Annotated in this window: 20 protein-coding genes; 10 read left to right on the top strand and 10 right to left on the bottom strand. The window is 72.4% G+C overall.

Annotated features, from left to right (window positions below):
- The first annotated feature begins 510 nt into the window (after positions 1-510).
- On the top strand, positions 511-1956 hold the full coding sequence (locus ACFQPD_RS06865; protein WP_385899645.1) for a DUF222 domain-containing protein: 1446 nt from the start codon (positions 511-513) through the stop codon (positions 1954-1956).
- A 615-nt stretch (positions 1957-2571) separates the two neighbouring features.
- Here ACFQPD_RS06865 and ACFQPD_RS06860 read toward each other — a convergent pair.
- The 3 genes from ACFQPD_RS06860 to ACFQPD_RS06850 all read right to left on the bottom strand — a co-directional run bounded on the left by ACFQPD_RS06860 (position 2572) and on the right by ACFQPD_RS06850 (position 4308).
- The gene (locus tag ACFQPD_RS06860) at positions 2572-3294 is read right to left on the bottom strand and encodes a DUF2202 domain-containing protein (RefSeq protein ID WP_385899643.1); all 723 of its coding nucleotides are present in this window, start codon (positions 3292-3294) and stop codon (positions 2572-2574) included.
- 86 nt (positions 3295-3380) lie between these two features.
- The gene (locus tag ACFQPD_RS06855) at positions 3381-4049 is read right to left on the bottom strand and encodes a PIG-L deacetylase family protein (RefSeq protein ID WP_385899641.1); all 669 of its coding nucleotides are present in this window, start codon (positions 4047-4049) and stop codon (positions 3381-3383) included.
- Positions 4050-4074: 25 nt separating this feature from the next.
- On the bottom strand, positions 4075-4308 hold the full coding sequence (locus tag ACFQPD_RS06850) for a hypothetical protein (protein ID WP_385899640.1): 234 nt from the start codon (positions 4306-4308) through the stop codon (positions 4075-4077).
- 134 nt (positions 4309-4442) lie between these two features.
- On the opposite strand from ACFQPD_RS06850, the gene ACFQPD_RS06845 reads away from it, so the two are divergent.
- The 4 genes from ACFQPD_RS06845 to ACFQPD_RS06830 are packed head-to-tail and all read left to right on the top strand — an operon-like array spanning position 4443 to position 9823.
- A complete protein-coding gene (locus ACFQPD_RS06845; RefSeq protein ID WP_385899639.1) occupies positions 4443-6164 on the top strand; it encodes a hypothetical protein in 1722 nt (573 codons plus the stop codon).
- A gap of 35 nt (positions 6165-6199) precedes the next feature.
- Complete coding sequence (locus ACFQPD_RS06840; RefSeq protein WP_385899637.1) at positions 6200-7957, top strand: SulP family inorganic anion transporter; 1758 nt, start codon at positions 6200-6202, stop codon at positions 7955-7957.
- Between the two features lie 55 nt (positions 7958-8012).
- Complete coding sequence (locus ACFQPD_RS06835; RefSeq protein ID WP_385899635.1) at positions 8013-8723, top strand: response regulator transcription factor; 711 nt, start codon at positions 8013-8015, stop codon at positions 8721-8723.
- Positions 8720-9823 carry a cell wall metabolism sensor histidine kinase WalK gene (locus tag ACFQPD_RS06830; RefSeq protein ID WP_068752306.1) on the top strand — a complete coding sequence of 368 codons (1104 nt, stop codon included), beginning with the start codon at positions 8720-8722 and terminating at the stop codon, positions 9821-9823. Before ACFQPD_RS06835 ends, ACFQPD_RS06830 begins: the two co-directional genes overlap by 4 nt.
- Before the next feature lies 1 nt (position 9824).
- Here ACFQPD_RS06830 and ACFQPD_RS06825 read toward each other — a convergent pair whose 3' ends face one another.
- Positions 9825-10190, bottom strand: a complete 366-nt coding sequence (locus ACFQPD_RS06825) for an RNA-binding S4 domain-containing protein (RefSeq protein WP_068752307.1) — start codon at positions 10188-10190, stop codon at positions 9825-9827.
- Positions 10191-10268: 78 nt separating this feature from the next.
- Entirely contained in the window at positions 10269-11327 is a 1059-nt protein-coding gene (locus ACFQPD_RS06820) for a LacI family DNA-binding transcriptional regulator (protein WP_385899633.1), read from the bottom strand.
- A 263-nt stretch (positions 11328-11590) separates the two neighbouring features.
- Here ACFQPD_RS06820 and ACFQPD_RS06815 point away from each other — a divergent pair, with 263 nt between their 5' ends.
- Together ACFQPD_RS06815 and ACFQPD_RS06810 are read left to right on the top strand one after the other, a co-directional pair.
- Positions 11591-13114 (top strand): alpha-N-arabinofuranosidase, encoded by a 1524-nt coding sequence (locus ACFQPD_RS06815; RefSeq protein ID WP_385899632.1) that lies wholly within the window; start codon positions 11591-11593, stop codon positions 13112-13114.
- 77 nt (positions 13115-13191) lie between these two features.
- A complete protein-coding gene (locus ACFQPD_RS06810; RefSeq protein WP_385899631.1) occupies positions 13192-14451 on the top strand; it encodes a glycosyltransferase 87 family protein in 1260 nt (419 codons plus the stop codon).
- Here ACFQPD_RS06810 and ACFQPD_RS06805 read toward each other — a convergent pair.
- Genes ACFQPD_RS06805 through ACFQPD_RS06790 form a run of 4 tightly spaced genes read right to left on the bottom strand, consistent with a single transcriptional unit; the run spans position 14441 to position 20673 of the window.
- Positions 14441-15511, bottom strand: a complete 1071-nt coding sequence (locus ACFQPD_RS06805) for an ABC transporter ATP-binding protein (protein ID WP_385899630.1) — start codon at positions 15509-15511, stop codon at positions 14441-14443. The two genes, ACFQPD_RS06810 and ACFQPD_RS06805, sit on opposite strands and share 11 nt — an antisense overlap.
- Positions 15508-17043 (bottom strand): ABC transporter permease, encoded by a 1536-nt coding sequence (locus ACFQPD_RS06800; protein WP_385899629.1) that lies wholly within the window; start codon positions 17041-17043, stop codon positions 15508-15510. Before ACFQPD_RS06800 ends, ACFQPD_RS06805 begins: the two co-directional genes overlap by 4 nt.
- On the bottom strand, positions 17027-18061 hold the full coding sequence (locus ACFQPD_RS06795; RefSeq protein WP_385899628.1) for an extracellular solute-binding protein: 1035 nt from the start codon (positions 18059-18061) through the stop codon (positions 17027-17029). Before ACFQPD_RS06795 ends, ACFQPD_RS06800 begins: the two co-directional genes overlap by 17 nt.
- Positions 18058-20673, bottom strand: coding sequence for an AMP-binding protein (locus tag ACFQPD_RS06790; RefSeq protein WP_385899627.1), 2616 nt, complete (start codon positions 20671-20673; stop codon positions 18058-18060). Before ACFQPD_RS06790 ends, ACFQPD_RS06795 begins: the two co-directional genes overlap by 4 nt.
- Before the next feature lie 55 nt (positions 20674-20728).
- Here ACFQPD_RS06790 and ACFQPD_RS06785 point away from each other — a divergent pair, with 55 nt between their 5' ends.
- Complete coding sequence (locus ACFQPD_RS06785; protein WP_068752314.1) at positions 20729-21253, top strand: 4'-phosphopantetheinyl transferase superfamily protein; 525 nt, start codon at positions 20729-20731, stop codon at positions 21251-21253.
- Positions 21254-21258: 5 nt separating this feature from the next.
- Here the strand turns inward: ACFQPD_RS06785 and ACFQPD_RS06780 are convergent, their stop codons facing one another.
- Entirely contained in the window at positions 21259-21768 is a 510-nt protein-coding gene (locus ACFQPD_RS06780; protein ID WP_385899625.1) for a glycosyltransferase, read from the bottom strand.
- Positions 21769-21854: 86 nt separating this feature from the next.
- Between ACFQPD_RS06780 and ACFQPD_RS06775 the strand changes: the two genes are divergently transcribed.
- Complete coding sequence (locus tag ACFQPD_RS06775; protein ID WP_385899623.1) at positions 21855-22181, top strand: ArsR/SmtB family transcription factor; 327 nt, start codon at positions 21855-21857, stop codon at positions 22179-22181.
- Between the two features lie 2 nt (positions 22182-22183).
- A complete protein-coding gene (locus ACFQPD_RS06770) occupies positions 22184-22672 on the top strand; it encodes an SRPBCC domain-containing protein (protein ID WP_385899621.1) in 489 nt (162 codons plus the stop codon).
- Positions 22673-22710 lie beyond the last annotated feature (38 nt).

Here is a 22710-nt window from a genome sequence, read left to right as displayed (position 1 = left end):
GGGCGAGTCTCGAAGCCGACGCCGCAGGCGTCGATCCACCCGGCCCCAGCACGAATAGCAGCCCCACTCGGGCCCGGCGCCGGCATAGAGCCTCGAGGGCGGAGTTCGACGGCGTGTCGTGCCGGTGGGGGCGCGGCGGTTCGTTGACTGAGGTCGCGACCACTCGTTCGCTGAGGTCGCGCCCGACGGCGGAGCCGTCCGGGCGAGTCTCGAAGCCGACGCCGCAGGCGTCGATCCACCCGACGCCGCAGGGGTCGATCCCCCGGCCCCAGCACGAATAGCAGCCCCACTCGGGCCCGGCGCCGGCATAGAGCCTCGAGGGCGGAGTTCGACGGCGTGTCGTGCCGGTGGGGGCGCGGCGGTTCGTTGGCTGAGGTCGCGCCCACTCGTTCGCTGAGGTCGCGCCCGACGGCGGAGCCGTCCGGGCGAGTCTCGAAGCTGACGCCGCAGGCGTCGATTCCCCTAGCCAGAGCTCAGAAATTGTCAGTGCCCCCCGCAATAATAGGTCACATGAGCGACTTGCGGGATCTCGGGCAGCGATACTTCGCCGCGCTCTGGGACGCCGTCGGCACGCTCGACCGGGACGCGGCCAGGACTGTCGACCGGCTGGGCGGGCTGGTCGCCGCGGTCACCGAGGCCGAAGCCCAGCTCGCCGGTCTACGCCTTCACCTCCTGCATGAGGCAAAGCTCGCCGCGGCGGAGGCCGTGATCGACGGGGTGCGGCAGTCGGTGCGCACCACCCCCGCCCAAGCCACGGCGAGCCTTCGCCTAGCCGCTGATCTGCACGACAGATTTCCGCTGATCGGCGCCGCCCTCAACGACGGCTCGATCTCGCTGGCGCAGGCCGACGCCATCGTCGCCGGCCTCCGCAAACTCCCCGGCCGGCTCACCCGGGCTGAACTGACGCGCTGCGAGGAGGAGATCCTCGCCCACGTCAACACCCTGGGCCCCTCGGAACTGCGGGTGCTCGCGGCGCGGCTGGTGGAAGTGATCGATCCGGACGCATCGGATGCGGATGATGCGAAGCGGTTGGCGCGGGAGGAGGCGGCTGCGCATCGGGGTCGGTTCCTGCGCATCGCGCCGGACTACCACGGATCGATGCGCATCACCGGACAACTCCCCGTTGCCGACGCGGCGCTGTTGTCGGCGCAGTTGGATGCGTTGATGCCCGACGCCTCCACCTACACCGCCACCGGCGAGGCCGCGTCCCGGGACGCGCGCCGGGCGGACGCGCTGGTCCTGCTCACCCAGAAAGCCGCCAACACCGGAACGCTGCCCAGGCATGGTGGGGACAGGCCGCAGGTGCACGTCACCCTCGACCTCGACACCCTCACCACCGGCCTCGGCAAGGCCGGGCTGATCGGTGCCGACGACATCGACGGCCTGCCAGCCGGCGAGGTGCGCCGCCTGGCCTGCGACGCCGGCATCATCCCCGTCGTGCTGGGCGGACCATCCCGACTGCTGGATGTCGGCCGGACCTACCGCACCTTCACACCCGGCCTGCGCGCTGCTTTGGTGCAGCGCGACGGGGGTTGCGCGTTCCCCGGCTGCACCGCCACACCGGCCTGCTGTGAAGCGCATCACATCGTCCCGTGGTGGCAGGGCGGTGAGACCCGGCTAGGAAACGGGGTACTGCTCTGCCCGCACCATCACCGCCTGGTGGAACCGGATCCTCTGCAGTCGGAGCAGTCGCAGTGGAGGGTGGATCTGGATCCGGTGACCGGGCTGCCGTGGTTCACCCCACCGCGGCACATCGACCCGGCCAGACGCCCGCGCCAACACCGACGCTTCCGACTCCAACAGGTCAAGGCCGGGGCACCATGCCCAGAAGACGACCCGCCAGACAGCGACCCCCCAGACGTCGACCCTCCGGACACGGAGTTGTCCGACGCCGACCGGCCGGATCTGGACGATCTCATCCGCCGCTCCGCCGCCATCTGGGGCGACGGCACCTGACCTGCACCCGGGGGATCGACGCCTGCGGCGTCGGCTTCGAGACTCGCCCGGACGGCTCCGCCGTCGGGCGCGACCTCAGCGAACGGACAGGCACGACCGCAGCGAGCGGTGCAGCGCGACCTCAGCCATCGAGAGAGGGGGTGGGACGGTGGGGCGGCTGCGCGCAGGGATGCCCAACCCGAGGATCACCAAACTGGCGTCCCGGGTAGACAGACCCGACCCCCGGGCCGCCCCACCGGCACGCACCCGGACCCGGCCACGCCACCATCGGGACCAGTGTGGGGAGACGGGAACCGACGCTCGGGCGGCCTCGACTACTCACCCCCAGCCAGTCGGTCAGCCGAACAGGGCACCCGGCCACAAGGGCCGCCCGAGCGACGGATCACGGCTCCCCACACCAGCAGCGGATGGGGTTGGGAGATCGACGCCTACGGCGTCGGCTTCGAGACTCGCCCGGGTGCTACGCACCGGGCGCGACCTCAGCGAGCGGGCCAGCGCCACCTCAGGGGAAGATGCGGGCGAGCGCGACCTCAGCGAACGGGAAGGCGTCGGCTTCGAGACATGTCGCGACGTCGCGCCCGTAACGGGCGCGACGTCAGAACACGGCCGGATCGGTCAGCGATTCATGCCGCGCCGGGGCGCGTCCTCGTTGCCGGAGCCGTCCCGGAGCCGCTGGCCGGGGCCACCGGTGCCGTTCATCGGCGCTCCGTCGGGGGCGTTCTGCCCGGTGCCGTCGCACATCGCGCCGGCAGGCCCGGTGCCGTCGACGCCACGGCGCTGCCCGGCCCATGCCGGGGGCTGGCCTTCGAGGGTCTCACCGTTGGCGGCCGCGGTGAAGGCGGCGAGGTGCCGCTCGGAGCCGCGCAACAGAGACTGGTAGACCTGCTCGATGGCTTCGTCGTCGACGGCCTCCAGCTGCTCCTCGAGGTCGGCGATGTCCGCGGTCTCCAGTTCGATGGCCGCCTGGAAGGCGGCGTCCTCGGTCAAGCCGACCGTCAGCCAGTCGTCGTACAGCCCCTGGAGGGTGGCGTCGCCGAACTCGCCGGCATCCTTGCCCTCGGTCGGGTCGCTGAGCTCGTACTGCTCCAGCAGGCGGCCGACGGCGTCGAAGTGGCGCTGCTCGCTGGCGGCGATGCGGTCCCAGACGCCACTGTCGTACTTCTCACCGAACGCGGTGTAGAGGTCGCGAGCGAGCTTCTCCTCCTCGCGGCTGAACGTCAGGGAGTTGGACTCCTCCGACTCGAGGGTGCCCGCGTCGGCGTTGGCGATGGCGGCCCCGCCCACGCTGAGCGCGGCGACGGCCAGACCCGCAGTGAGGATCTTGACTGTGCGGTTCATGATTCACTCCTTCTTCGTGTGACTGGTTCCAGTCCACCGCGGCGATGTGAAGCGATGTCGTCGCCGACTGTGAAGCTTGCGTGAAGTCAGCGGCCGTCCGGCTGGGTGAGCCGCAGGTACTCCCGCGTGCCCAGCAGTTCCAGCCGACGCCACAGCACGCTGCCGGGGATGGCCTGCGTGACGTGGAGATGGGCGGCCTGGATCTGGCGCGCGCGGTCGACGTCGATGACGATCGGCAGCGCGTCGGCGGCATGTCCGGTGAACCCCGCCCCGAACTCGCCGCGGAGCACGGCCGCGACCTCGTCGGGGAGGCCCCACTCGAGCGCCGGCAGGCCACGCTCGCCCGCCACCGCCAGCGCGGCCCGGCTCGCCGCCTCGTGGTCCGGATGGCCCGTGACGCCGCCCTCGACGGCGAACACCAGCAGCCCGTCGGGCCGGGTGGTGTCTACGGCGACCTCGATGTCGTCGATGAGCGCGGCCTCACGACCCGGCAGGCCGCCGTCCGGATGCGTGCGGAGGGCGGTGGTGCGGCATCCCAGCGCGGACGCGGCGGCGTCGAGTTCGGCGGCCCGGATCTCTGCCAGGTCCGGGGACGCACCGAGCGTCGAGGCCTCGCCGGCCGTCAGGCACAGGACGCTCACCTCGGCGCCCTCATCGACGAGGCGCGCGATCACCGCTCCGAGGCCGAAGGATTCGTCGTCGGGGTGCGCGACCACAACGAGAACGCGCTTCCAGTTGGGTAGGGCTTCCGTCATGCCGGCCACTATACCCCAGGGGGTATCAGCGCCTCCGCCGCCCCCACCGCAGGTACGCGCAGGGCAGCAGCCCCAGGGAGTTGATCACAGCCAACGCCGGGATCCAGGCCTCCTTGGGTCCGTTGATCTCCTTGTCGGGCCGCCGGGCCACGTCGATCAGGGCGTAGACGCGCAGCCCCATGTCGGCCAGGCCACCGAGCGCCAACACCGTGCGCACCACCGGGTGCAGGCTCTCCCACTTCTTCGTCGCGTGCTTCATCGCAAGCCTCCTGTACCTCAGACTACGCCCGGGCCGGGGTAGGTTGGGGGCGGACCGCGATCGGATGCCCAGGCTGCCGGGAGGAGGACTGACCCGCATTGTTGATCGATGACTTGACGTGGGACGATGCCCGCGTGAACGCAGATCTGTGGGAGGGGCAGGCCAGCTACCGCCGCTCCCTCGAGGCCGTCGCCAACGATGTCCTCGACGCCGCCGGCACCGGGCTCGACGCGCGGGCCTTCGTCGTCGGCATTCCGCTGGACCGCGACTCCGACGTCGTGGTGGAGCCGGCCCGCGGGCACTTCGACCGCTCGGTGGTGGCCCAGTCCACGTACCTGGGCACGCGCCGCTTCAACCGGCTCCTGCGCGAGGAGGAGGCGGCCGAGAACTCCCCCAGCTACCTGGCGGCGCTGGAGGCCCGGACCCGCCGGCGCGCCGTGGCGGACAAGCTCGACGCCGCCTCCCGCGCCTCGGGCCGCATCCACGTCGTCGGCGTGGGGGTGACGATCGGCGACCACACCGTGTTCCCGGTCCTCGCCCTGCAGGAGGACCAGTGGCGGGAACTCCCCCAGTTGCCCGACGACGCCGAGGACGACTTCCTCACCGCACGGTCCTTCCAGGAGGCGGTCGTCGGCACGGTCCTCGACGTGGCGTCGCGCGAACTCGACCGCCAGGTCCCGGGATCGATCGTCCGCGTGGACCCGGAAGCAGTTCTGCGGTCGGCCGCCGACCTGTTCGTCTCCGCCGTCGTCGCCCGCACGGGCCAGGAGCTGGCGTTCGGCGCCCTCCAGGCCTTCGACGCAGTCTCGGCTCAGCCGTACGAGGGCCGGGCGGGCAAGGGCTCGATCCTGCTGGCCCCCCGCGGTGACGCCGGGGTCCAGACCGTCATGCACCTCGAACATCCCGTGCCCATCGGGCGCGCGCGGTCCCTGCGCAAGGTGCTGGAGCTCTCCGTCGGCGATCTGCACCTGCTCTGCGACGGGCGCGAGGTGTACGGGGTCGGCAAGCTCGACCCGGACACCCCCCGCGAGCACACGTTCGAGGCGCGCATCGCCGGCAACGGTTCCTGGGAGCTGTGGGACGGCGACGTGCCCTATCTGCGCGTCGACAACGGCGTCGCCGCCATGCCGCGGGAACTGCTCGACGAGGACGAGTTCTCCGTCACGGTGGACCGCGTCTTCCCCGAGGTGTCGGCCCGCAACGCCCGCTACCTGTGGCAGATCGCCAAGGCCTGCTCGCAGCAGCCGCACGGCACGATGCTCGTCGTGCACCCCGAGGCCGAATCGGAGGCGCAGCGGCTCCTCCCCCAGGCGTACGCGATCACGCCCGCGCGGCTGGGGCCCGAGGCGCTGGCCGCGGCCACCGGCATCGACGGCGCCGTGCTGGTGTCGCCGGACGGCAAGTGCCACGCCGTCGGTGTCATCCTCGACGGGTTGGCCACCGGCACCGGCGACCCGTCGCGGGGCGCCCGCTTCAGCTCCGCGATCCGCTACCTCGCCGGCGCCGGCAAGGGCGCGATGGTCATCATCGTCTCGGAGGACGGCAAGATCGACCTCCTGCCCAAGACCAAGCGGCGCGTGCGCCGCGCGACGGTCCAGCGGGCGGTCGACCGGCTGGTGACCGCGTCCGCCGAGGGTGAGGACCCGGACCGCTTCCTGCGAGCCGACAAGGCTGTCGAGGCCATCGAGTTCTACCTCAACCAGGACCAGTGCGACGCGGTCAACGCCGCCCGCGAGGCCGTCGAGGGCCGGCAGTGGGACCTGGCGCGTGTCCGCCGCCAGTACATCCCGATCGCGCCTGACCCTGCGATGGACGACTCCTACTTCGTCGACCGCGCGCAGGACCCCGAGGACTGACGCCACCGGGGAGCAGTGGCTTGTAGATTCAGGCCATGAGCCCGTCGACGGCGACGAACGCGGCGTGGGAGCGGTACCTCCCCGGGGCCGCAGTGCTGCGCCGCTACGAGCGCCGCTGGCTGCGGGGCGACGCCGTCTCCGGCGTGACCGTCGCGGCCTACCTGGTGCCCCAGGTGATGGCGTACGCGGCGATCGCGGGCGTGCGGCCCGTCGCCGGGCTGTGGGCGATCCTGGCCCCGCTCGCGCTCTACGCCCTGCTCGGATCCTCGCGACAGCTGTCGGTGGGCCCGGAGTCGACGACGGCCCTGATGACCGCCGCCGGCGTCGGGGCGCTCGCCGCCGCGGCCGGCGGCCCAGAGCACTACGCGGAGGTGGCCGCGCTGATGGCCATCGCGGTCGGCCTCGTCTGCCTGGCCGGCTGGGCGCTCCGGCTGTCGTTCCTCGCCACGCTGCTGTCCCGCCCGGTACTGGTGGGGTACATGGTGGGCATCGCCGTGCTGATGATCGTCAGCCAGGCCGGGAAGGTGGCCCAGCTGGACATCGCGGCCGAGTCCACTCTGGGCACCGCATGGGAGTTCGTGGCCCGGCTGCCCGAAGCGCATCTCCCGACCGTGCTGGTGGCGGGCACGGTGCTGGCGCTGCTCCTCCTGGCCAGGTGGGCGGTGCCGAAGGCCCCCAGCCCCCTGCTGGTGCTCCTGCTCGCGGCGGGCATCGTGGCGGCGTTCGGCCTGGAGCGCTTCGGCTTGGAGGTCGTCGGCGAGGTTCCCGCCGGGCTGCCCATGCCCGACGTCCCCAACCCCGACGGAGTCAGCCTCGCGTCGCTCCTGCCGTTCGCGGCCGGCATCGCCGTGGTCGGCTACTCGGACAACGTCCTGACCGCCCGGGCGTTCGCCGCGAAGCGCCGCCAGGACGTCGACTCGCGCCAGGAGCTGCTGGCGCTCGGCGCGGTCAACATCGCGGCCGGCGTGACCCAGGGCTTCCCCGTGTCGTCCAGTGGGTCGCGAACCGTCCTCGGCGACGCCGTCGGCTCCCGCACGCAGCTCCACTCGCTCGTCGCGCTCGCGTGCGTCGTCGCGACGCTGCTGTTCGCCGGTCCCGTGCTGGCGTCGTTCCCCACCGCGGCCCTCGGCGCCCTGGTCATCTTCGCCGCGACCCGGCTCGTGGACGTCGCGGAGATCCGGCGCATCGCCCGGTTCCGATGGAGCGAACTCATCCTCACCCTCCTTACGGCGGGCGCGGTGATCGGGTTCGGGGTGCTGGCCGGCATCGGGATCGCGATCGCCCTCTCCCTGCTGGACCTCATCCGGCGCATGGCGCACGCACACGACGGCGTCCTCGGCTACGCCCCCGGGCTGCCGGGCATGCACGACGTCGATGACTACCCCGACGCCACCCAGGTCCCCGGGCTCGTCGTCTACCGCTACGACTCCCCCCTCTTCTTCGCCAACGCCGAGGACTTCCTGCGCCGCGCGGAGGCGGCCGTCGCCGCGGCGCACCACCCCGTCCACTGGTTCCTCCTCAACGCGGAGGCCAACGTCGAAGTGGATCTGACAGCGGTCGACACGCTCGACCTGCTCCGCGACCGACTGGCCGCGCGCGGCGTCGAGTTCACGATGGCGCGGGTCAAGCAGGACCTGCACGATCAGCTGGCGGCTGCCGGCTTCGTGGACCGCGTCGGCGAGGACCGGATCTTCGCCACCCTCCCGACGGCGGTGCGGGCGTATGCCGCCTGGCACCGGGAGCATCTGGGCGGCACCCCCGACGGCCTGCCCAGGGAGATCCTCGGTCCGTGAGGCGTCCGCGCCACCCCGGGCCGGCGGCCGGGGCTCCTGCTGGATACTGGGTGACATGGCAGCCGATACCCCCACCCGGTCCCGAGTCCTGATCGTCGACGATGAGAAGGCGCTGGCCTCCGTCGTCGCGTCCTACATCGAACGGGCCGGCTTCGACGTGACCCTGGCCCACACCGGGCCGGAGGCGTTGGCGGCAGCGGAGACGCTCGACCCCGACGTTATCGTCCTCGACCTCGGGCTCCCCGGCGTGGACGGCGTCGAGGTCTGCCGGCGGGTACGCACCTTCTCGGACTGCTACATCCTCATGCTGACCGCCCGCGGAGACGAAGTCGACCGACTCGTCGGCCTGTCCGTGGGCGCCGACGACTACATCACCAAGCCATTCTCCGCTCGGGAACTGGTCGCACGCATCCACGCGGTGCTCCGCCGTCCCAGGCGACCCGAGCCGGAGCGGGGACCGGATGAGCCCCGAGTAGTGGGCGACCTCGTCATCGACGCCGACGGCCGCGAGGTGTGGCTGCACGGCGAGTCCCTGTCCCTCACGAGGACCGAGTTCGACGTGCTCGAGGCCATCTCCGCCACGCCGAAGTCGGCGCTCAGCCGACGCCAGATCATCGACCGGGTGTGGGACGAGGCCTGGGTGGGCGACGATCACGTCGTCGACGTCCACGTGGCCAACATCCGGCGGAAGCTGGGCGAGGACCCCGCCGAGCCCCGCTACATCCTGACGGTGCGCGGCATCGGCTACCGGATGGGCCGCGGATGAGGCCCCGGGCGCACGGGTGGGGCCTCGGCTCGCGGCTCTTCGCGGCGCAGGCCGTGGCGCTGGCGGCCGGGGCGGTGACCGCGGCGGCCGTGGCCGTCGTCATCGGCCCCCCGCTGTTCCACGCGCACCTCATGGAGGCCAGTCGCCCGACCGCGGTCACGGACATGGCCCACATCGAGGAGGCGTTCGTCGATGCGGGACTCGTCTCGCTGGGGGTCGGTCTGGTCATCGCCCTGCTGCTGGCGCTGGGGGTCTCCTGGTACGTGACGCGGCGGATCCGTACCCCGCTGGACCACCTGACGGCGGCGGCCGTGCAGATGAGCCGCGGCGACTACACGGCCCGTGTGGACGCCGCCGGGGCGGGGCCCGAGCTCGCGACCCTGGGCGAGACGTTCAACGCGATGGCCGGCCGTCTCGACTCGATCGAGGTCACCCGGCGCCGGCTGCTGTCGGACGTCGCGCACGAGATGCGCACCCCGTTGGCCACCCTCAACGCGCACCTGGAGGCGCTGGAGGACGGTGTCACCGCCTGGGACGACGACACCCGCCATGTGCTCGAGGACCAGGCCGAGCGGCTCACCCGGCTGGCGAGGGACCTCGACGAGGTCTCCCGCGCGGAGGAGGGTCGCATCCCGCTGGAGCTGGTCGAGTCAGGACTGGCCCCGCTCGTGCGCAGCGCCGTCGAGGCGCTCGCGCCGCGCTTCGCCACAAAGGGAGTCGCGCTGGAGGTCGACCTGGCCGATGGGCCAGTCACGGTCGACGCCCAGCGCGTCGGCCAGCTCCTGACGAACCTACTGACCAACGCCCTGCGGCACACCCCGCCGGGCGGGCGGGTGCGGGTGACGTCGGCAGTGGGACGTGATGCGGTCGTCGAGGTCACCGACGACGGCGACGGCATGACCGCCGAGCAGCTCGGGCACTGCTTCGAGCGGTTCTACCGTGGCGACACCGCCCGCGACCGGGAACACGGCGGGTCCGGCATCGGCCTGACGATCGCGCGCGCGTTCGCGGAGGCCCATGGCGGCTCGCTGACGGCGTCGAGCCCCGGTCCCGGAGCCGGCTCGACGTTCCGCCTCCGGCTCCCCGTGGAGCGCCCCTGAGTCAGCGGCCGCGGAGCCGCTCCAGGTCCCTGCGCTCCCGCTTGGTGGGCCGCCCGGTCCCCCGGTCCCGCACCGCGACGCGCCCCCTCATCCCCACGATGGGCGGCGGCAGCTCGGGGGTGCGATCCAGGTAGGCCGCCTGGGCCAGCGGCGCCCCGACCCGCTTGTCCAGGTCCGGATCCACGACCTCGATGAGCTTCTCCTGCTGCTCGCGCCGGACGCGGATGACCTGGCCGGGCACCACCTGCTGCGACGCCTTGGCCAGCTTGTCGTCGACGCGCACGTGTCCGCCCCGGACCGCCGCCGTGGCGGCCGACCGGGTCTTGTACATGCGCACCGCCCACAGCCAGGAGTCGAGTCGAGCCATGGCCCCGATCCTAACCCGCCCGAGTTATCCACAGCACCGTCCACAGCTGGGGAGAACTACGCCGCTGTAATTTCCGGCCTATGCCGGTGGCTGTGCTCCCTCAGGTGTGGTGGTGTCGCGCTGGATCACCTCGAACGGCGCCATGTACAGGCGCGGCGGCTCCGCGGCGTGGGCGCCCGACGACTGCGTGATCCGCTCGTGCAGGAACCGGACGCTGTTGCGGGCGATGTCGGCCCGCCCGGGGTTGACGCTGGACAGCGAGGGCAGCGAGTAGCCCGCGGCCTCGGTGTCGTCGAAACCGACGACGGCGACGTCCTGCGGAACTCTGCGCCCGTGCCTGCTGAGCTCGTGGATGGCGCCGAAGGCCAGCAGGTCGTTCAGGGCGACGATGCCGTCGATCCCGGCGTCCTTGGCCAGGAGCGTCGAGACGGCCGCCGCCCCCTTGTCGCTGTGCCACCGGTCCGTCCCAGCGATCAGGGTCCGGTCGACGGGCAGCCCGTGGGCCGTGAGCGCCTCCTTGTATCCGCGGAGCCGCAGCCCCGACGCGCCCCGCTCCTCGTCGGGATCCGAGCCGATGAGGGCGATCTTCCGGCAGCCGATGTCGATCAGGTGCTCGGTGGCCGCCCGTGCCGCTTCGACATTGCTCATGGTGACGTGGTCGAGCCCCACGTCGAAGACGCTCTCCCCGATGAGGACCAGGGGGAAGTCGACGTGGAAGTACCGCGCATCAGCCGGGCCGAGCAGCAGCGGCGAGAAGATCACCCCGTCGACCCCGAGTGCCTGTGCGCCCTCGAGGATGGCGAGTTCCGCCTCCCGGTCGAAGTTGGTCTGCTGGACCAGGACCTTGAGCCCGTAGCTCTTGGCCTCCTCGAGCACCAGGTCCGCCAGCTCGCCGAAGTACGGGTTCTTCAGTTCCGGAATAGCCAGGCTGATCTGGCCGGTGCGCCCCTGCCGGAGATTCCTGGCCGTGACGTTGAGCCGGTAGCCCAGCAGGTCTATTGCCTCCAGGACGCGCTGCTTTGTCTCCTCGGTCGCTTTCGGATTGCCGTTGATCACATTGGAGACGGTCTTGGTCGACACATTCGCCAGCCGGGCGACGTCTTGCATCGTCACTCGCCGGGCACCGGCGGTTCTCATCAGCCCCTCACCTCCCGCGGGCAGCGCCGCGTCGACCGACCCGCCATGGGTGCCGACTTCGACGCGACCTTCACCAAGGGCGCACGACGTAGGTTCATCGATGGACAGATGCGAGAAGCGTGTCACGGAGCGTCACACGTGTCAAGAAGCAGCACTCGCCATGTTAAGCGGGATTCCAGGCGCACGGGAGGAGATTGACGGCGTGGACAGCAGCATGACATCCTCTGGTTCATCGTTGCACCGGAGCGCAAAGGAGCCCGCCCATGAGCACCCCCACCAGAGCCGTGATCAATCTCGACGTGACCGGCCCGACCATCTCCAGGCACCTGTACGGCCATTTCGCCGAGCACCTGGGCGCCTGCATCTACGGCGGCTTCTTCGTCGGCGCGGACTCCGACATCCCCAACGTGCGCGGCATGCGCACCGACGTCGTCGAGGCTCTCAAGGCCATCGACATCCCGAACCTGCGCTGGCCCGGCGGCTGTTTCGCCGACGAGTACCACTGGCGCGACGGCGTCGGCCCGGTCGAGCAGCGCCCCACCGTCGTCAACACCCACTGGGGCAACGTCGTCGAGGACAACTCGTTCGGCACCCACGAGTTCATGGACCTGGTCGACCAGCTCGGCTGCGAGCCCTACATCTGCGGCAACGTCGGCTCCGGCACCGTCCGCGAGATGGCCGACTGGGTCGAGTACCTCACCCGCTCCGGCGAGGCACCCATGTCGGAGCTGCGCCGCGAGAACGGGCGCGACGAGCCGTGGCAGGTGAAGTACTGGGGCATCGGCAACGAGTCCTGGGGCTGTGGCGGCAACATGCGCGCCGAGTACTACGCCGACCTCGCCCGCCAATACTCGACCTACTGCCGCGAGCACGACGGCAACCAGCTGTACAAGATCGCCGGCGGCGCCAACGTCGACGACTACCACTGGACCGAGACGCTCATGAAGACCCTCGGGGACCTGGGCTGCGGCTGCAACCCCCGCCACTTCTTCGACGCGATCTCCCTGCACTACTACACGATGCCGACGGGCTTCGAGGACAAGCTGTCGGCCACCGAGTTCGACGATGCCACCTACTACCTGACCATGGCCGCGGCCTGGCGCATCGACGAGCTGCTCACGCGCCACGGCAACGTGATGGACGTCTACGACCCCGCCAAGCGCATCGGCCTGGTCCTCGACGAGTGGGGCACCTGGTTCGCCGTCGAGCCCGGCACCAACCCCGGCTTCCTCTACCAGCAGAACACCATGCGCGACGCGCTGGTGGCCTCCGTGCACTTCGATTCGTTCCATCGCCACGCCGACCGCCTGGTGATGGCCAACATCGCCCAGACCGTCAACGTGCTGCAGGCCATGCTTCTCACCGACGGCGACACGCTGATCAAGACGCCCACCTACCACGTGTTCGAGATGAACAAGGGCCACCACGACGCCGAGCTGCTGCCCCTCAACTGGACCGGCCAGGCTCTGCCCACCCGCACCGTCGGGAACCGGGAGATCGCGCTGGTCTCCGCGTCGGCCTCCACGAAGAACGGCACGGCGCTGGTGTCGCTCACCAACCTCGACCTCGAGGCCGCCCACCCCGTCACTCTCGACCTCCGCGGGCACCGGGTCACCGGCATCACCGGCCGCATCCTCACCGCGGGCGCCGTCAACGCCCACAACACCGCGGACCAGCCCGACGTCGTGGCCCCGCAGGCCTTCGACGTTCCCGCTGTCACCGACGGCGCCCTGACCGTCGACCTGCCCGCGCACAGCTTCGTCACGCTGGAGCTGACCCTGGGCTGACGGGTGCCAGGGGGTGTGTCCGCCCGGTCGCCCGGCCGGAGCGGACACACCCCCTCCGCGGGACCTACGATGAGGCGGTGACCCGCCGCCTGCCGTCGTCCTCCGTCACCGCCTGGGCGGGGCTGATCCTCATCCTCGGTGCGCTCGCGCTCAGCATGTACGCGGTGATCTACGGCCGATGGAGCGAGGAACCGTTCCTCCCGCAGCGGTTCGACCTGGATCCGCCCTACCGGATCGACCTGGACGTCTACCGGCTCGGCGGGCAGATGCTGCTCAGCGGCGGCGACCTCTACGGCCGGCTCCCCGACACGGCGATCGGCGCCAACCTGCCCTTCACGTACCCGCCGCTGGCGGCGCTGCTGTTCGCCCCGCTGGCGTGGCTGTCGCTCGACCACGCCAACCTCGTCTTCTCCCTGGTCACGGTCGCCCTCACGCTGGTCGCGATGACACTGGCCGTCCGGGAGGTCACGCGGCTGCGGGGGCGCCACCTCGTGGTGGCGGGCCTGGTGGCCGGGACCGCGGCGCTGTGGCTGGGCCCGGTTCGCGAGACGGTGGAGTTCGGTCAGGTGAACGTGGCGCTCATGGCGCTGGTGCTGGTCGACGTCGTGGCGGGCCGCGGGAAGCCGTGGCAGGGCGTCCTCACGGGGCTGGCCATGGCCATCAAGCTCACGCCTGCGGTGTTCCTGGCGTACTTCCTGGTCCGGCGCGACTGGCGCGCCCTCGCCACGGCGATCGTCGCCGCGATCGGCTTCACCCTGCTGGGCTTCGCGGTCGCCTGGCAGGACTCCATCACGTACTGGACCCGCACGATCAGGGACCCCACACGCATCGGAAGCCCGGCCTACGTGTCTAACCAGTCGCTCACCGGGGCGCTGCACCGGCTGGGCCTGGGCGACACCGCCACGCTCATCTGGTTCGTGACGTGCGCCGTCCTGGGCTTGTCGTTGCTCGTCGTCATGCACCACCTGTTCCGGTCCGGGCAGGATCTGGCCGCGCTGCTCACCATGGGCGTCTACGCGCTGTTGGCCTCGCCCGTGTCGTGGTCGCACCACTGGGTGTGGGCCGGGCCGGCGCTGCTCCTCCTGGTCGTTCGGGCACGGCGGCGGCTCAGCCTGACGGCGGCTGCGATGGCCGCGGTGGGGCTGGGGCTGTTCGTGGGGCGCCTGATCTGGGACCTCCCGGACGCCGCGCTCGACGGCCTGAGCCTGACGTGGCAGCAGCAACTGGTCGCCAACGCTCAGCTGCTGTGGGGTGTGGCGCTGCTCGCCTACCTCGCGCTGACGGCGCGCGGAGCGGACGATCGCCCCGCGGCGGCGGACGCCCGCGTCAGTGCTTGAACACCCTGACCGGCCCGACGACGCGCAGCCCGACGCGCGCCCCGAGCACGGGCGTCTCGTTGCCGTGGACGCGGGCCCGCACCGACAGCGGACCGCCCTCCCAGCCCTGAGCGTCGCCCGCGACATCGAGGTCGACGACGGCGTCGTGCCCGAAGAACCGCACCGTCGTCACGACGCCGGTGACGGCGCCCTGCTCCGGGGCGGTGAGCCGGATCTGTTCCGGGCGGAGCAGGACGTCCACGGGGCCGCGGGGGACGAACCCCACGACGGACAGCGTGCCCAGACCTGAGCGGACCTCGGGTCCGACGCCCTCGCCGCGGACCATGACCGCGTCGCCCATGAACGCGGCGACCTGCGGGTCGATCGGCTCGCCGTAGATGATGCGCGGCGCCGCGACCTGACGGACGTGTCCCCCGCGCAGCACCGCGACCTCGTCGGCGAACGACAGCGCCTCCCCCTGGTCGTGTGTGACGAGGACGACGGTGGCCCCAGCGGCGCGCAGGGCCCGGGCCGTGGCCTCGCGGGTGGCGTGGCGCAGCGCGGTGTCGAGGGAGGAGAAGGGCTCGTCGAGCAGGACCACGCTCGGGCGCGGAGCGAGCGCGCGCGCCAGGGCGACGCGCTGCTGCTGGCCCCCCGAGAGCTGCGCGGGGTACCGGTCGGCCAGGTCCGCCGGGAGCTCGACCAGCTCCAGCAACTCCATGACGCGGTCGCGGTGGGCCCGGTCCCGGCCGCGCAGTCCGTGGCGCGGCAGGCCGAAGGCGACGTTGCCCGCGACGCTCAGGTGCGGGAACAGCGCGCCCTCCTGGCGCACGTAGCCCACGCCACGCCGCTCGGGCGCGACCCAGGTCCGCGGCCCCGCGACGACCCGGCCCGCGACGGAGATCTCGCCCGCCGTCGGGCGGAGGAAGCCCGCGATCGCGCGCAGCAGCGTCGTCTTGCCGGACCCGGAGTCCCCGAGGATCGCCGTCGTCGCGCCCTCGGCGACCGCGAGGCTGACCCCGTGCAGGATCTCCGTGGTCCCGTAGCCGGCGCGCAGCTCGCGCACCACCACCTCGCTCATCGCGTGGCCCTCCTGTCATGCGTGATCTGGCGGCGGAGCACCACCGTCAGGGGGATGGACAGCACGATCATCACCGCCGCGTATGGCGCGGCGGCCGCGTAGTCGAGTTCGTCGCTGGCCGCCCAGAACGACAGCGCCAGCGTGTCGGTGCCGGTGGGCGCGAGCAGCAGCGTCGCGGTGAGCTCCGTGGAGATGGCCAGGGCCACGAGCACGAATCCGGCCAGCACCGACGGCGCGGCCAGCGGGAGCACCACGCGGCGCAGGACGGCGGCGCCGCCCTGTCCCAGCGAGCGTGCGGCCTCGGACAGCTCGGGCGGGGCGGCGGCCAGGCCGGAGCGCAGGGACACCATGGCGCGCGGCAGGAACAGCACCGCGTACGCGACGACGACCAGGGCCACCGTCTGATACAGCCCGGGCGCCCAGGACACCGCCAGGCCGACCAGCGCCAGCGCCACGACGACGCCCGGGAGGGCGCTGCCGACGAACGTCGCCCGCTCCAGCAGTGTCGCGATCCAGCCCCCGCCGCGGCTCAGGAGCAGCGCACCGGGCAGGGCGAGGACGACGGCGGTCAGCCCGCCCAGCACCGCGAGGCCCAGCGTCGAGGCGGTCACGCGCATCAGGTCGTCGGCGACCGCGCCGGACTGGCTGGTCCCCACCACGAGCCAGCGGAGCACCAGGATGACGGGGACCGCCGTCGAGAGCGCCGCCAACGCCGCCAGCCCGGCCAGCGCGGGCCAGCGCCACGAGCCGAGCGGGACCCGCGACGGGGGACGCATGCTGCCGGAGCCGATGCGGGCCACCCGGCGACGCCCGCGGGCCACCACCTCGAGCGTGAGGACGGCGAGGCACAGCAGGAGGAGGACGGAGGCGAGGAGGGAGCCCTGGGCGTCGCTGAAGCCGACGGCGTACTGCTGGAGGATGGCGGTGGTGAAGGTCTGGTAGCGCATCATGGCCAGCACCCCGTACTCGGCCAGCAGGTGCAGCGCCACGAGCAGCGCGCCGCCGCTCACCGCCGGCCGCAGGCGCGGCAGCACCGCGCGGCGGAAGGCCGCGAACGGGCCCAGGCCGAGCGAGCGCGCCGCCTCCTCCTCGCCCTCGTCGAGGGCGCGCAGCAGGGCGGCCACGGGCAGGAACACGAACGGGAAGTACGCCAGCGTGGTGACGAGGGCCGCACCGCCAAGCCCCACGAGGCCGGGCTGCCAGGACACCCAGGCGTAACTCGACACGAAGGCCGGCACCGCCAGCGGCGCCAACATCAGGGCGCGCCAGGCGCCCGCGCCGGGCAGGTCGGTCCGCTCGACCAGCCAGGCCGCTCCGGTGCCGAGGGCTACCGACAGCGGCACCGTGATCGCCGTGAGCACGGCCGTGTTGGCCAGCAGCATGCCGATGCGGGGCCGCACGAGGTAGGCGACCGCCTCGGACCACCCCACCGCGGCGCCCCGCCCGACCGTCACGACGATGGGCAGCAGAACCACCGCCGCCACGACGGCGGCGGCCACTTGGAGCCCGGGGCGGCTAGAGGATCCCGGCATCGGTCATCAGCCGGGTGACCTCGTCGGAATTCAGCGTGAAGGGGTCGACGGGCGGGTTGTCGAGGCTGTCCAGGGGCGGCAGCGCGGGGTCCGACGGCACGTCGATCCCGACGGCGTACTCCATGGACTTCGAGTCGACCAGCACCTGCTGTCCCTCGGGCGAGGTGATGTAGGCCAGGAACTGCTGCGCGAGCTCGGCCTTGTCGCTGCTCGCCAGCACCCCGCCGGCGGACAGCGACACGAAGGCGCCGGGATCCTGGTTGCCGAAGTAGTGGAGCCGGGTGTTGGCCGACCCCTCCTTGGAGCCGGCCTGATCGCGGTACCAGTAGTAGTGGTACATGATCCCGACGGGAACCTCGCCGGCGTTGACGGCCTTCATGGTCGCGATGTTGTTCTGGTAGGCGTTGGCGCCGTCCTGCAGCGCCGCCAGCCACGCCGCCGTCTCCTCCTCGCCGCGGTCGGCGAGCATCCCGGCGACGATGGCCTGGAAGTCTGCCCCACCCGGGGCGCAACCCCAGCGGCCCTTCCAGGAGGGATCGGCCAGGTCCATCATCGACGCGGGCAGCTCGGCCTCGCTGATCTGGTCGGGGTTCCAGGCCAGCACCGTCGAGCGGGCGGCGATGGCGATCCAGTCGGCGCTCGACGGCGCCATGTCGGTGGGGACCTGCGCCAGCGTCGCGGGATCGACCGGGGCCAGCAGGCCGGCGCGCTGCACGACCGTCATGGCCGGAGAGTTCTCCGTCAGGAAGACGTCGGCGGGGCTGCGGTCGCCCTCCTGGACGATCTGATGTCCCATGGACGAGTCGGATCCGCGGCGCACCTGGGTCTTGACGCCCGTGGCGGCGGTGAACGCCTCCGCCCACGCGGCCGTCACGTTCTCGTGCTGCGAGGAGTAGATGAGCAGAGCCTCCGGGTCGGCGACGAACTCGTCGCCGCCGTCGCTGCCGCACGCGGTCGCGGCCAGCGGGGCGGCGGCCAGTCCGGTGAGCAGGAGGCGTCGGCTGAACTTCGGGGTCACGGGGCGATCCTCTCGGGGGTGGGGTGCGGGGAACGGAGTGGCACGAGGAGGTCCTGGAGCCGGGAGATGGGGCCGGCGGTGAGCCGCCAGAGGATCACTCCCGCGGCGAGGGCCGCGAGCGTGCGGGCGAGTGAGTCGTCGGTGACCGTACGGCTCATCAGGGTCAGGACGTGGAACTGGATGAGGTAGATGTGGAGGCTCGCCGCGGCCAGCACGGTGACGAGCGGCACGAGGAGCGACGGCAGCGGCACGCTGCGCACGAGCGCCAGCACCGCGATCCCGCCCGCGATGACGGCGTTGCGCGCCGGATCGTCGGGGAAGTAGCCGATCGTGCCGAGGAGGGCGAGGGCCAGGGTGAGCTCGGTGCGCCGCCGGGTCCGGGCCACCGCCAGCGCCATGCCCGCGGCGAACAGCCAGAAGACCGTGGGCATGATCCCGCGCATGGGGCTGTCGTGGTCGACGCTCAGGATCGCGAACCGCGACACCAGGCCCGCGACCAGCAGCGCCACCGCCACCCGCCACGGGTCCGCGAGCCAGCGGCGCGCCAGTGCCGGCACGGACAGCAGCGCGGTGGCCAGCAGCACGCACAGGACCAGCACGTCGACGAACCACAGCTCGTTGCGCCGGGCCGTGGCGATGTTGCCCGTGGCCCAGTTGACGAGGAACACGTTGCCCCAGCCGTAGCGCCCGTACGTCATGCCGATGAGGGCCGTGACGGCGGTGGGGACCGCAACGCCGATGAGGAGCCGCGTGCCGGATCGCCATCGGGCGGCGACGCCGGACGCCGAAAGCCCGAAGAGCGCCGTGCTGTAGCCGGCGACCGCCATGAGGGTGTGCGCCCCGCCGAGGATCCGGAACAGCTCCGCGTGCGAGCCGCAGATGATGACGGCCGCGATGGCCCGGAGGATGACCGAGGCCTCCAGCCGCTGCCAGCGGCGCGGCCGCGAGGTCGTCGACGCCGGCGCGGTGGGCGCGGAGTCGATCAGCTCGCGCAGGGGGCGGTGGTGCCAGTCGGCGGGCAGGTCCCCGAGCACGGCCGACAGCCGCGCCGCCGCCTGCACATGCGTGAGCGAGTCCCCGCCGAGCGCCACGAAGGATCGGTCGAGGTCGACGTCCCCGACGCCGAGCACGTCGCGCAGCGCCGCCGCGACCCGGACCGCGGCACCCGGGGAGTCGATCCGCTGTCGGGAGTCGGCACACTCCTCGGGATCGGTGGCGCGGACCAGCACGTCGCACCCGGCCCGGTCCACCTTGCCGTTGGCGAGCCGCGCGAGCGGGGCGACGGCGACGCGCACGTGCCCGACGCCCAGGCCCGCAGCCTCGGCCGCGAGGCGCCGGACCCGGCTCGCCGTGGTGTCGCGGGGTTCGCCGGGGACCGGCTCGGCCGCGACGCGCAGGCCCCCGTCGTCGCCGGTCACACAGGCCACGAGGCCCTGTCGCTCCAGGGCCGCCTCGACGCGGGCGAGGTCGATGCGCAGCCCGAGGACCTTGACGAAGCCGGCGCGCCGTCCGACGATCCGCAGCCGGTCGCCGTCGAGCACCCCGAGGTCGCCGGTGCGCAGCTCGGTCACCATGCGCCCGAGCGCCAGGTCGTCGGGGTGCTCGGCGTAGCCCAGCATGACGCCCGGCCCACTCACCACGATCTCGCCGCTGACGCCGTCAGACTCCGGCACGTCGCGGTCGAGATGCACCTGGGTGCCCGGGATGGGGCGGCCCACCGTCGACGGCGAGGTCAGGGTCGTGGCGGGATCCTGGACCGCGATGCGGGCGGTGGCCTCGCTCTGGCCGTACATGACGGACAGGCCCCAGCCGTGCCTGACGCCGAGATGCGCGGTGCGGCGCACCCTGTCCTCGGCCATGCGGCCGCCGGCCTGGATGATCAGCCGCAGCGAGGGGTGAGGGCGCTCCAAGACGCCGGTGGTCTCGGCGAGTTCAATCATGTGCGGCACCACGGCCAGCGTGGTCACGCCGTCGTCGACGGTGTCCCAGAATCCGGCATCGAGTATCGAGCGATCCGTGAGCGCGACCGACGCGCCGACCGCGAGGTGGCTGTGCAGGACGGACAGGCCGAAGCAGTAGTGGAGGGGAAGGCTGGTGACGCCGCGGTCCCCCGCGGAGAGGCCGAGGGCCGCCGCGATGGCGTGCGCGTTCGACGTCAGGTTCGCGTGGGACAGGCGCACCAGCTTCGGGGATCCCGTGCTGCCCGAGGTGCTGAGCAGGAGCGCGAGATCGGGGTGCAGGAGGTGTCGGGGCGCATCGCCGTCGTGGAGGGGGTCGATGCGGCCGGCGCGGACGTCGAGGTCCGCCGGCCAGGCGCGGCGGACTGCGTCGGCGGCGTGTCCAGGGGGCAGCAGGAGCGCCACATGCCCGGCCTCGAGGACGGCGAGGTAGGCGACGATGTCGTCCACGGTGGCGCCGAGTTCGATGTGGGCGAGCCGGCGGTCACCGGTTCGCAGCCCGGACGCGACGGCGTCCACCCGGCTGCGCAGGGTGCCGTGGTCGACGACTGCGCCGTCGGGCGCGATCAGCGCGGGCCGCGCGGGGTCGACCCGACCCGCGGCGGGGAGAGGGCTGGGCGCCCCGCGCCTGGTCAGTGTCCGAAGTTCCTGCACCGGCTTAGGGTAACCTCAGGAGACGGATTTCAACAAAGCAGAGGTTGCCAAAATCGTGGTGTCGATCGTGGACGTGTGGTGGGCCGACCTGCGCTCCGCCGACCTGCGCCGGGCGGACCAGCTCCCGCCCCCGGAGCGCGCCCGGGTGGCGGAGCTGACGACACCCGCCGATCAGGGCCGCCGCCTCGTCGGAGCGCTTCTGCTGCAGTCAGCGCTGCGGGTGGCCCGAGGGCTTCCCTCCGAGGCCACCGTCGGCATCGACCGCACCTGCGACGCGTGTGGCGCCCAGCACGGCCGCCCCGTCGCGGCGGATGGAGCGGGACCCCACCTGACCGTCAGCCACTCCGGCCTGCTGATCGCGGTGGCCGCCTGCGCGACGGCACCGGTCGGCATCGACGTGCAGCGGATCGGCGACGCGCCGGACGTCGCGGCGTGGGTGGCCCTGGAGGCACGGATCAAGGCCGGGCTGGCCGCCGGGGAGGGCACCGAGCTCGCCCTCGCGCCGCCCCTCCCGGGGTACGCGGCGGCGCTGGCCGTCGGCGCCGCCGCGGACGTGACCGTCCGCCTCCACCTCACCTAGCACCGTCAGCCGGGGAGGAGACCCAGGTCGCGCATGGCACGCACGGTGTCGCCGACCCCGTCCTCCGCCCGGACGAGCTCCCCCACGTCCCGGGCCCGGGCGGCGAACCCCGGCGCCGCAGGCCCGTCCACCAGGTCCGCGATCAGCCGCGTCAGCCGGGGCGCGTCGAGGCGGGGGAACGGCACGGGCTCCGGCCCGACGCCCAGCGCCGCCAGCCGGGCGGCGTGGTACGGCTGATCGACGCCGAACGGCACCGCCACCGAGGGGCGGCCGGCCCGCAGACCGGTCTGCGAGCTGCCCGCCCCGCCGTGATGCACGACGCCTGCCATTCGGGGAAACAGCGCCTCGAAAGACACGTCGCCGACGGCGAAGAGACCGTCGTCCAGCTCGCCGACGTCCGCCGCCGTCGGGGCCATCGTCACCAGGCGCCGGCCGCTCCGCACGGCGACGTCCCGGAGGAGCGAGAGCCCCTCGGCGCCGGTCGTCGGCGTGAAACTGCCCACCCCGACGAACACCGGCTCGGCGCCGCCCGCCAGGTATGCGGCGAGATCGGCCGGAAGCTCCTCGGCCGGGGCGGCCAGGTAGCCAGTCTGCCGGGCGAGTGGCGGAGGAACGAGCCGATGCGCTGTTCCATGCCCTCTCGGACCGGACGCGGCGCGACATCCTGCGCCGGGTCCTGGCCGGGGAGCAGTCGATCACGGCCCTGGCGGCGCACTACGACATGAGCTTCGCCGCCGTCCACAAGCACATCACGGTGCTCGAGAGGTCCGCCCTGGTCTCGCGCCGGCGTCGGGGGCGGGAGTCCCTGGCCATCGGCAACGTCGAGGCTGTGCGGTCGGTGGGCAGCATGCTCGCCGAGCTCGAAGGCATCTGGCGCGGCCGCGTGTCGCGCATCGACGAACTCCTCGACACACCCCAGGAGGGTTGACCATGCCAGTCATCGATGTCCAGAAGGACCTGGACAACCGTCGTCTCGTCATGACCGCACAGTTCGCGGCCCCCGTAGAGCACCTCTGGCAGCTCTACGCGGATCCCCGGCAGCTCGAGCGGGTGTGGGGGCCGCCCACGCACCCCGCCACCTTCGTCGACCACGACCTCAGGCCCGGCGGCCGCATGCACTACTACATGACCGGTCCCGACGGTGAGCGCTACTACGGCTTCTGGGCCGTGACCGAGGTCGACGAGCCGCACCGCTTCGCCTTCGACGACGGCTTCGCCGACGAGAACTTCGCGGCGGACCCGGCGCTGCCCGTCGGGCGCAACGTGTACACGTTCGCCAGCCACGACGGCGGGACCAGGGCGGTGTTCGAGAGCGAGTACCCGACCGTGGAGGCCCTGCAGCAGGTGCTCGACATGGGCGTCATCGAGGGCGCCACAGCGGCGATCAACCAGATCGACGCGGCGCTGGCCGAGGGCTGATCGACGGAGGGCTCTGGATAATGTCGCGGCGGGGTGGC

The sequence above is a fragment of the Tessaracoccus sp. O5.2 genome, assembly GCF_964266725.1.
In the GTDB taxonomy this organism is placed as follows: domain Bacteria; phylum Actinomycetota; class Actinomycetes; order Propionibacteriales; family Propionibacteriaceae; genus Arachnia; species Arachnia lapidicapta.
This window is presented reverse-complemented; position numbering and strand designations above follow the sequence as displayed.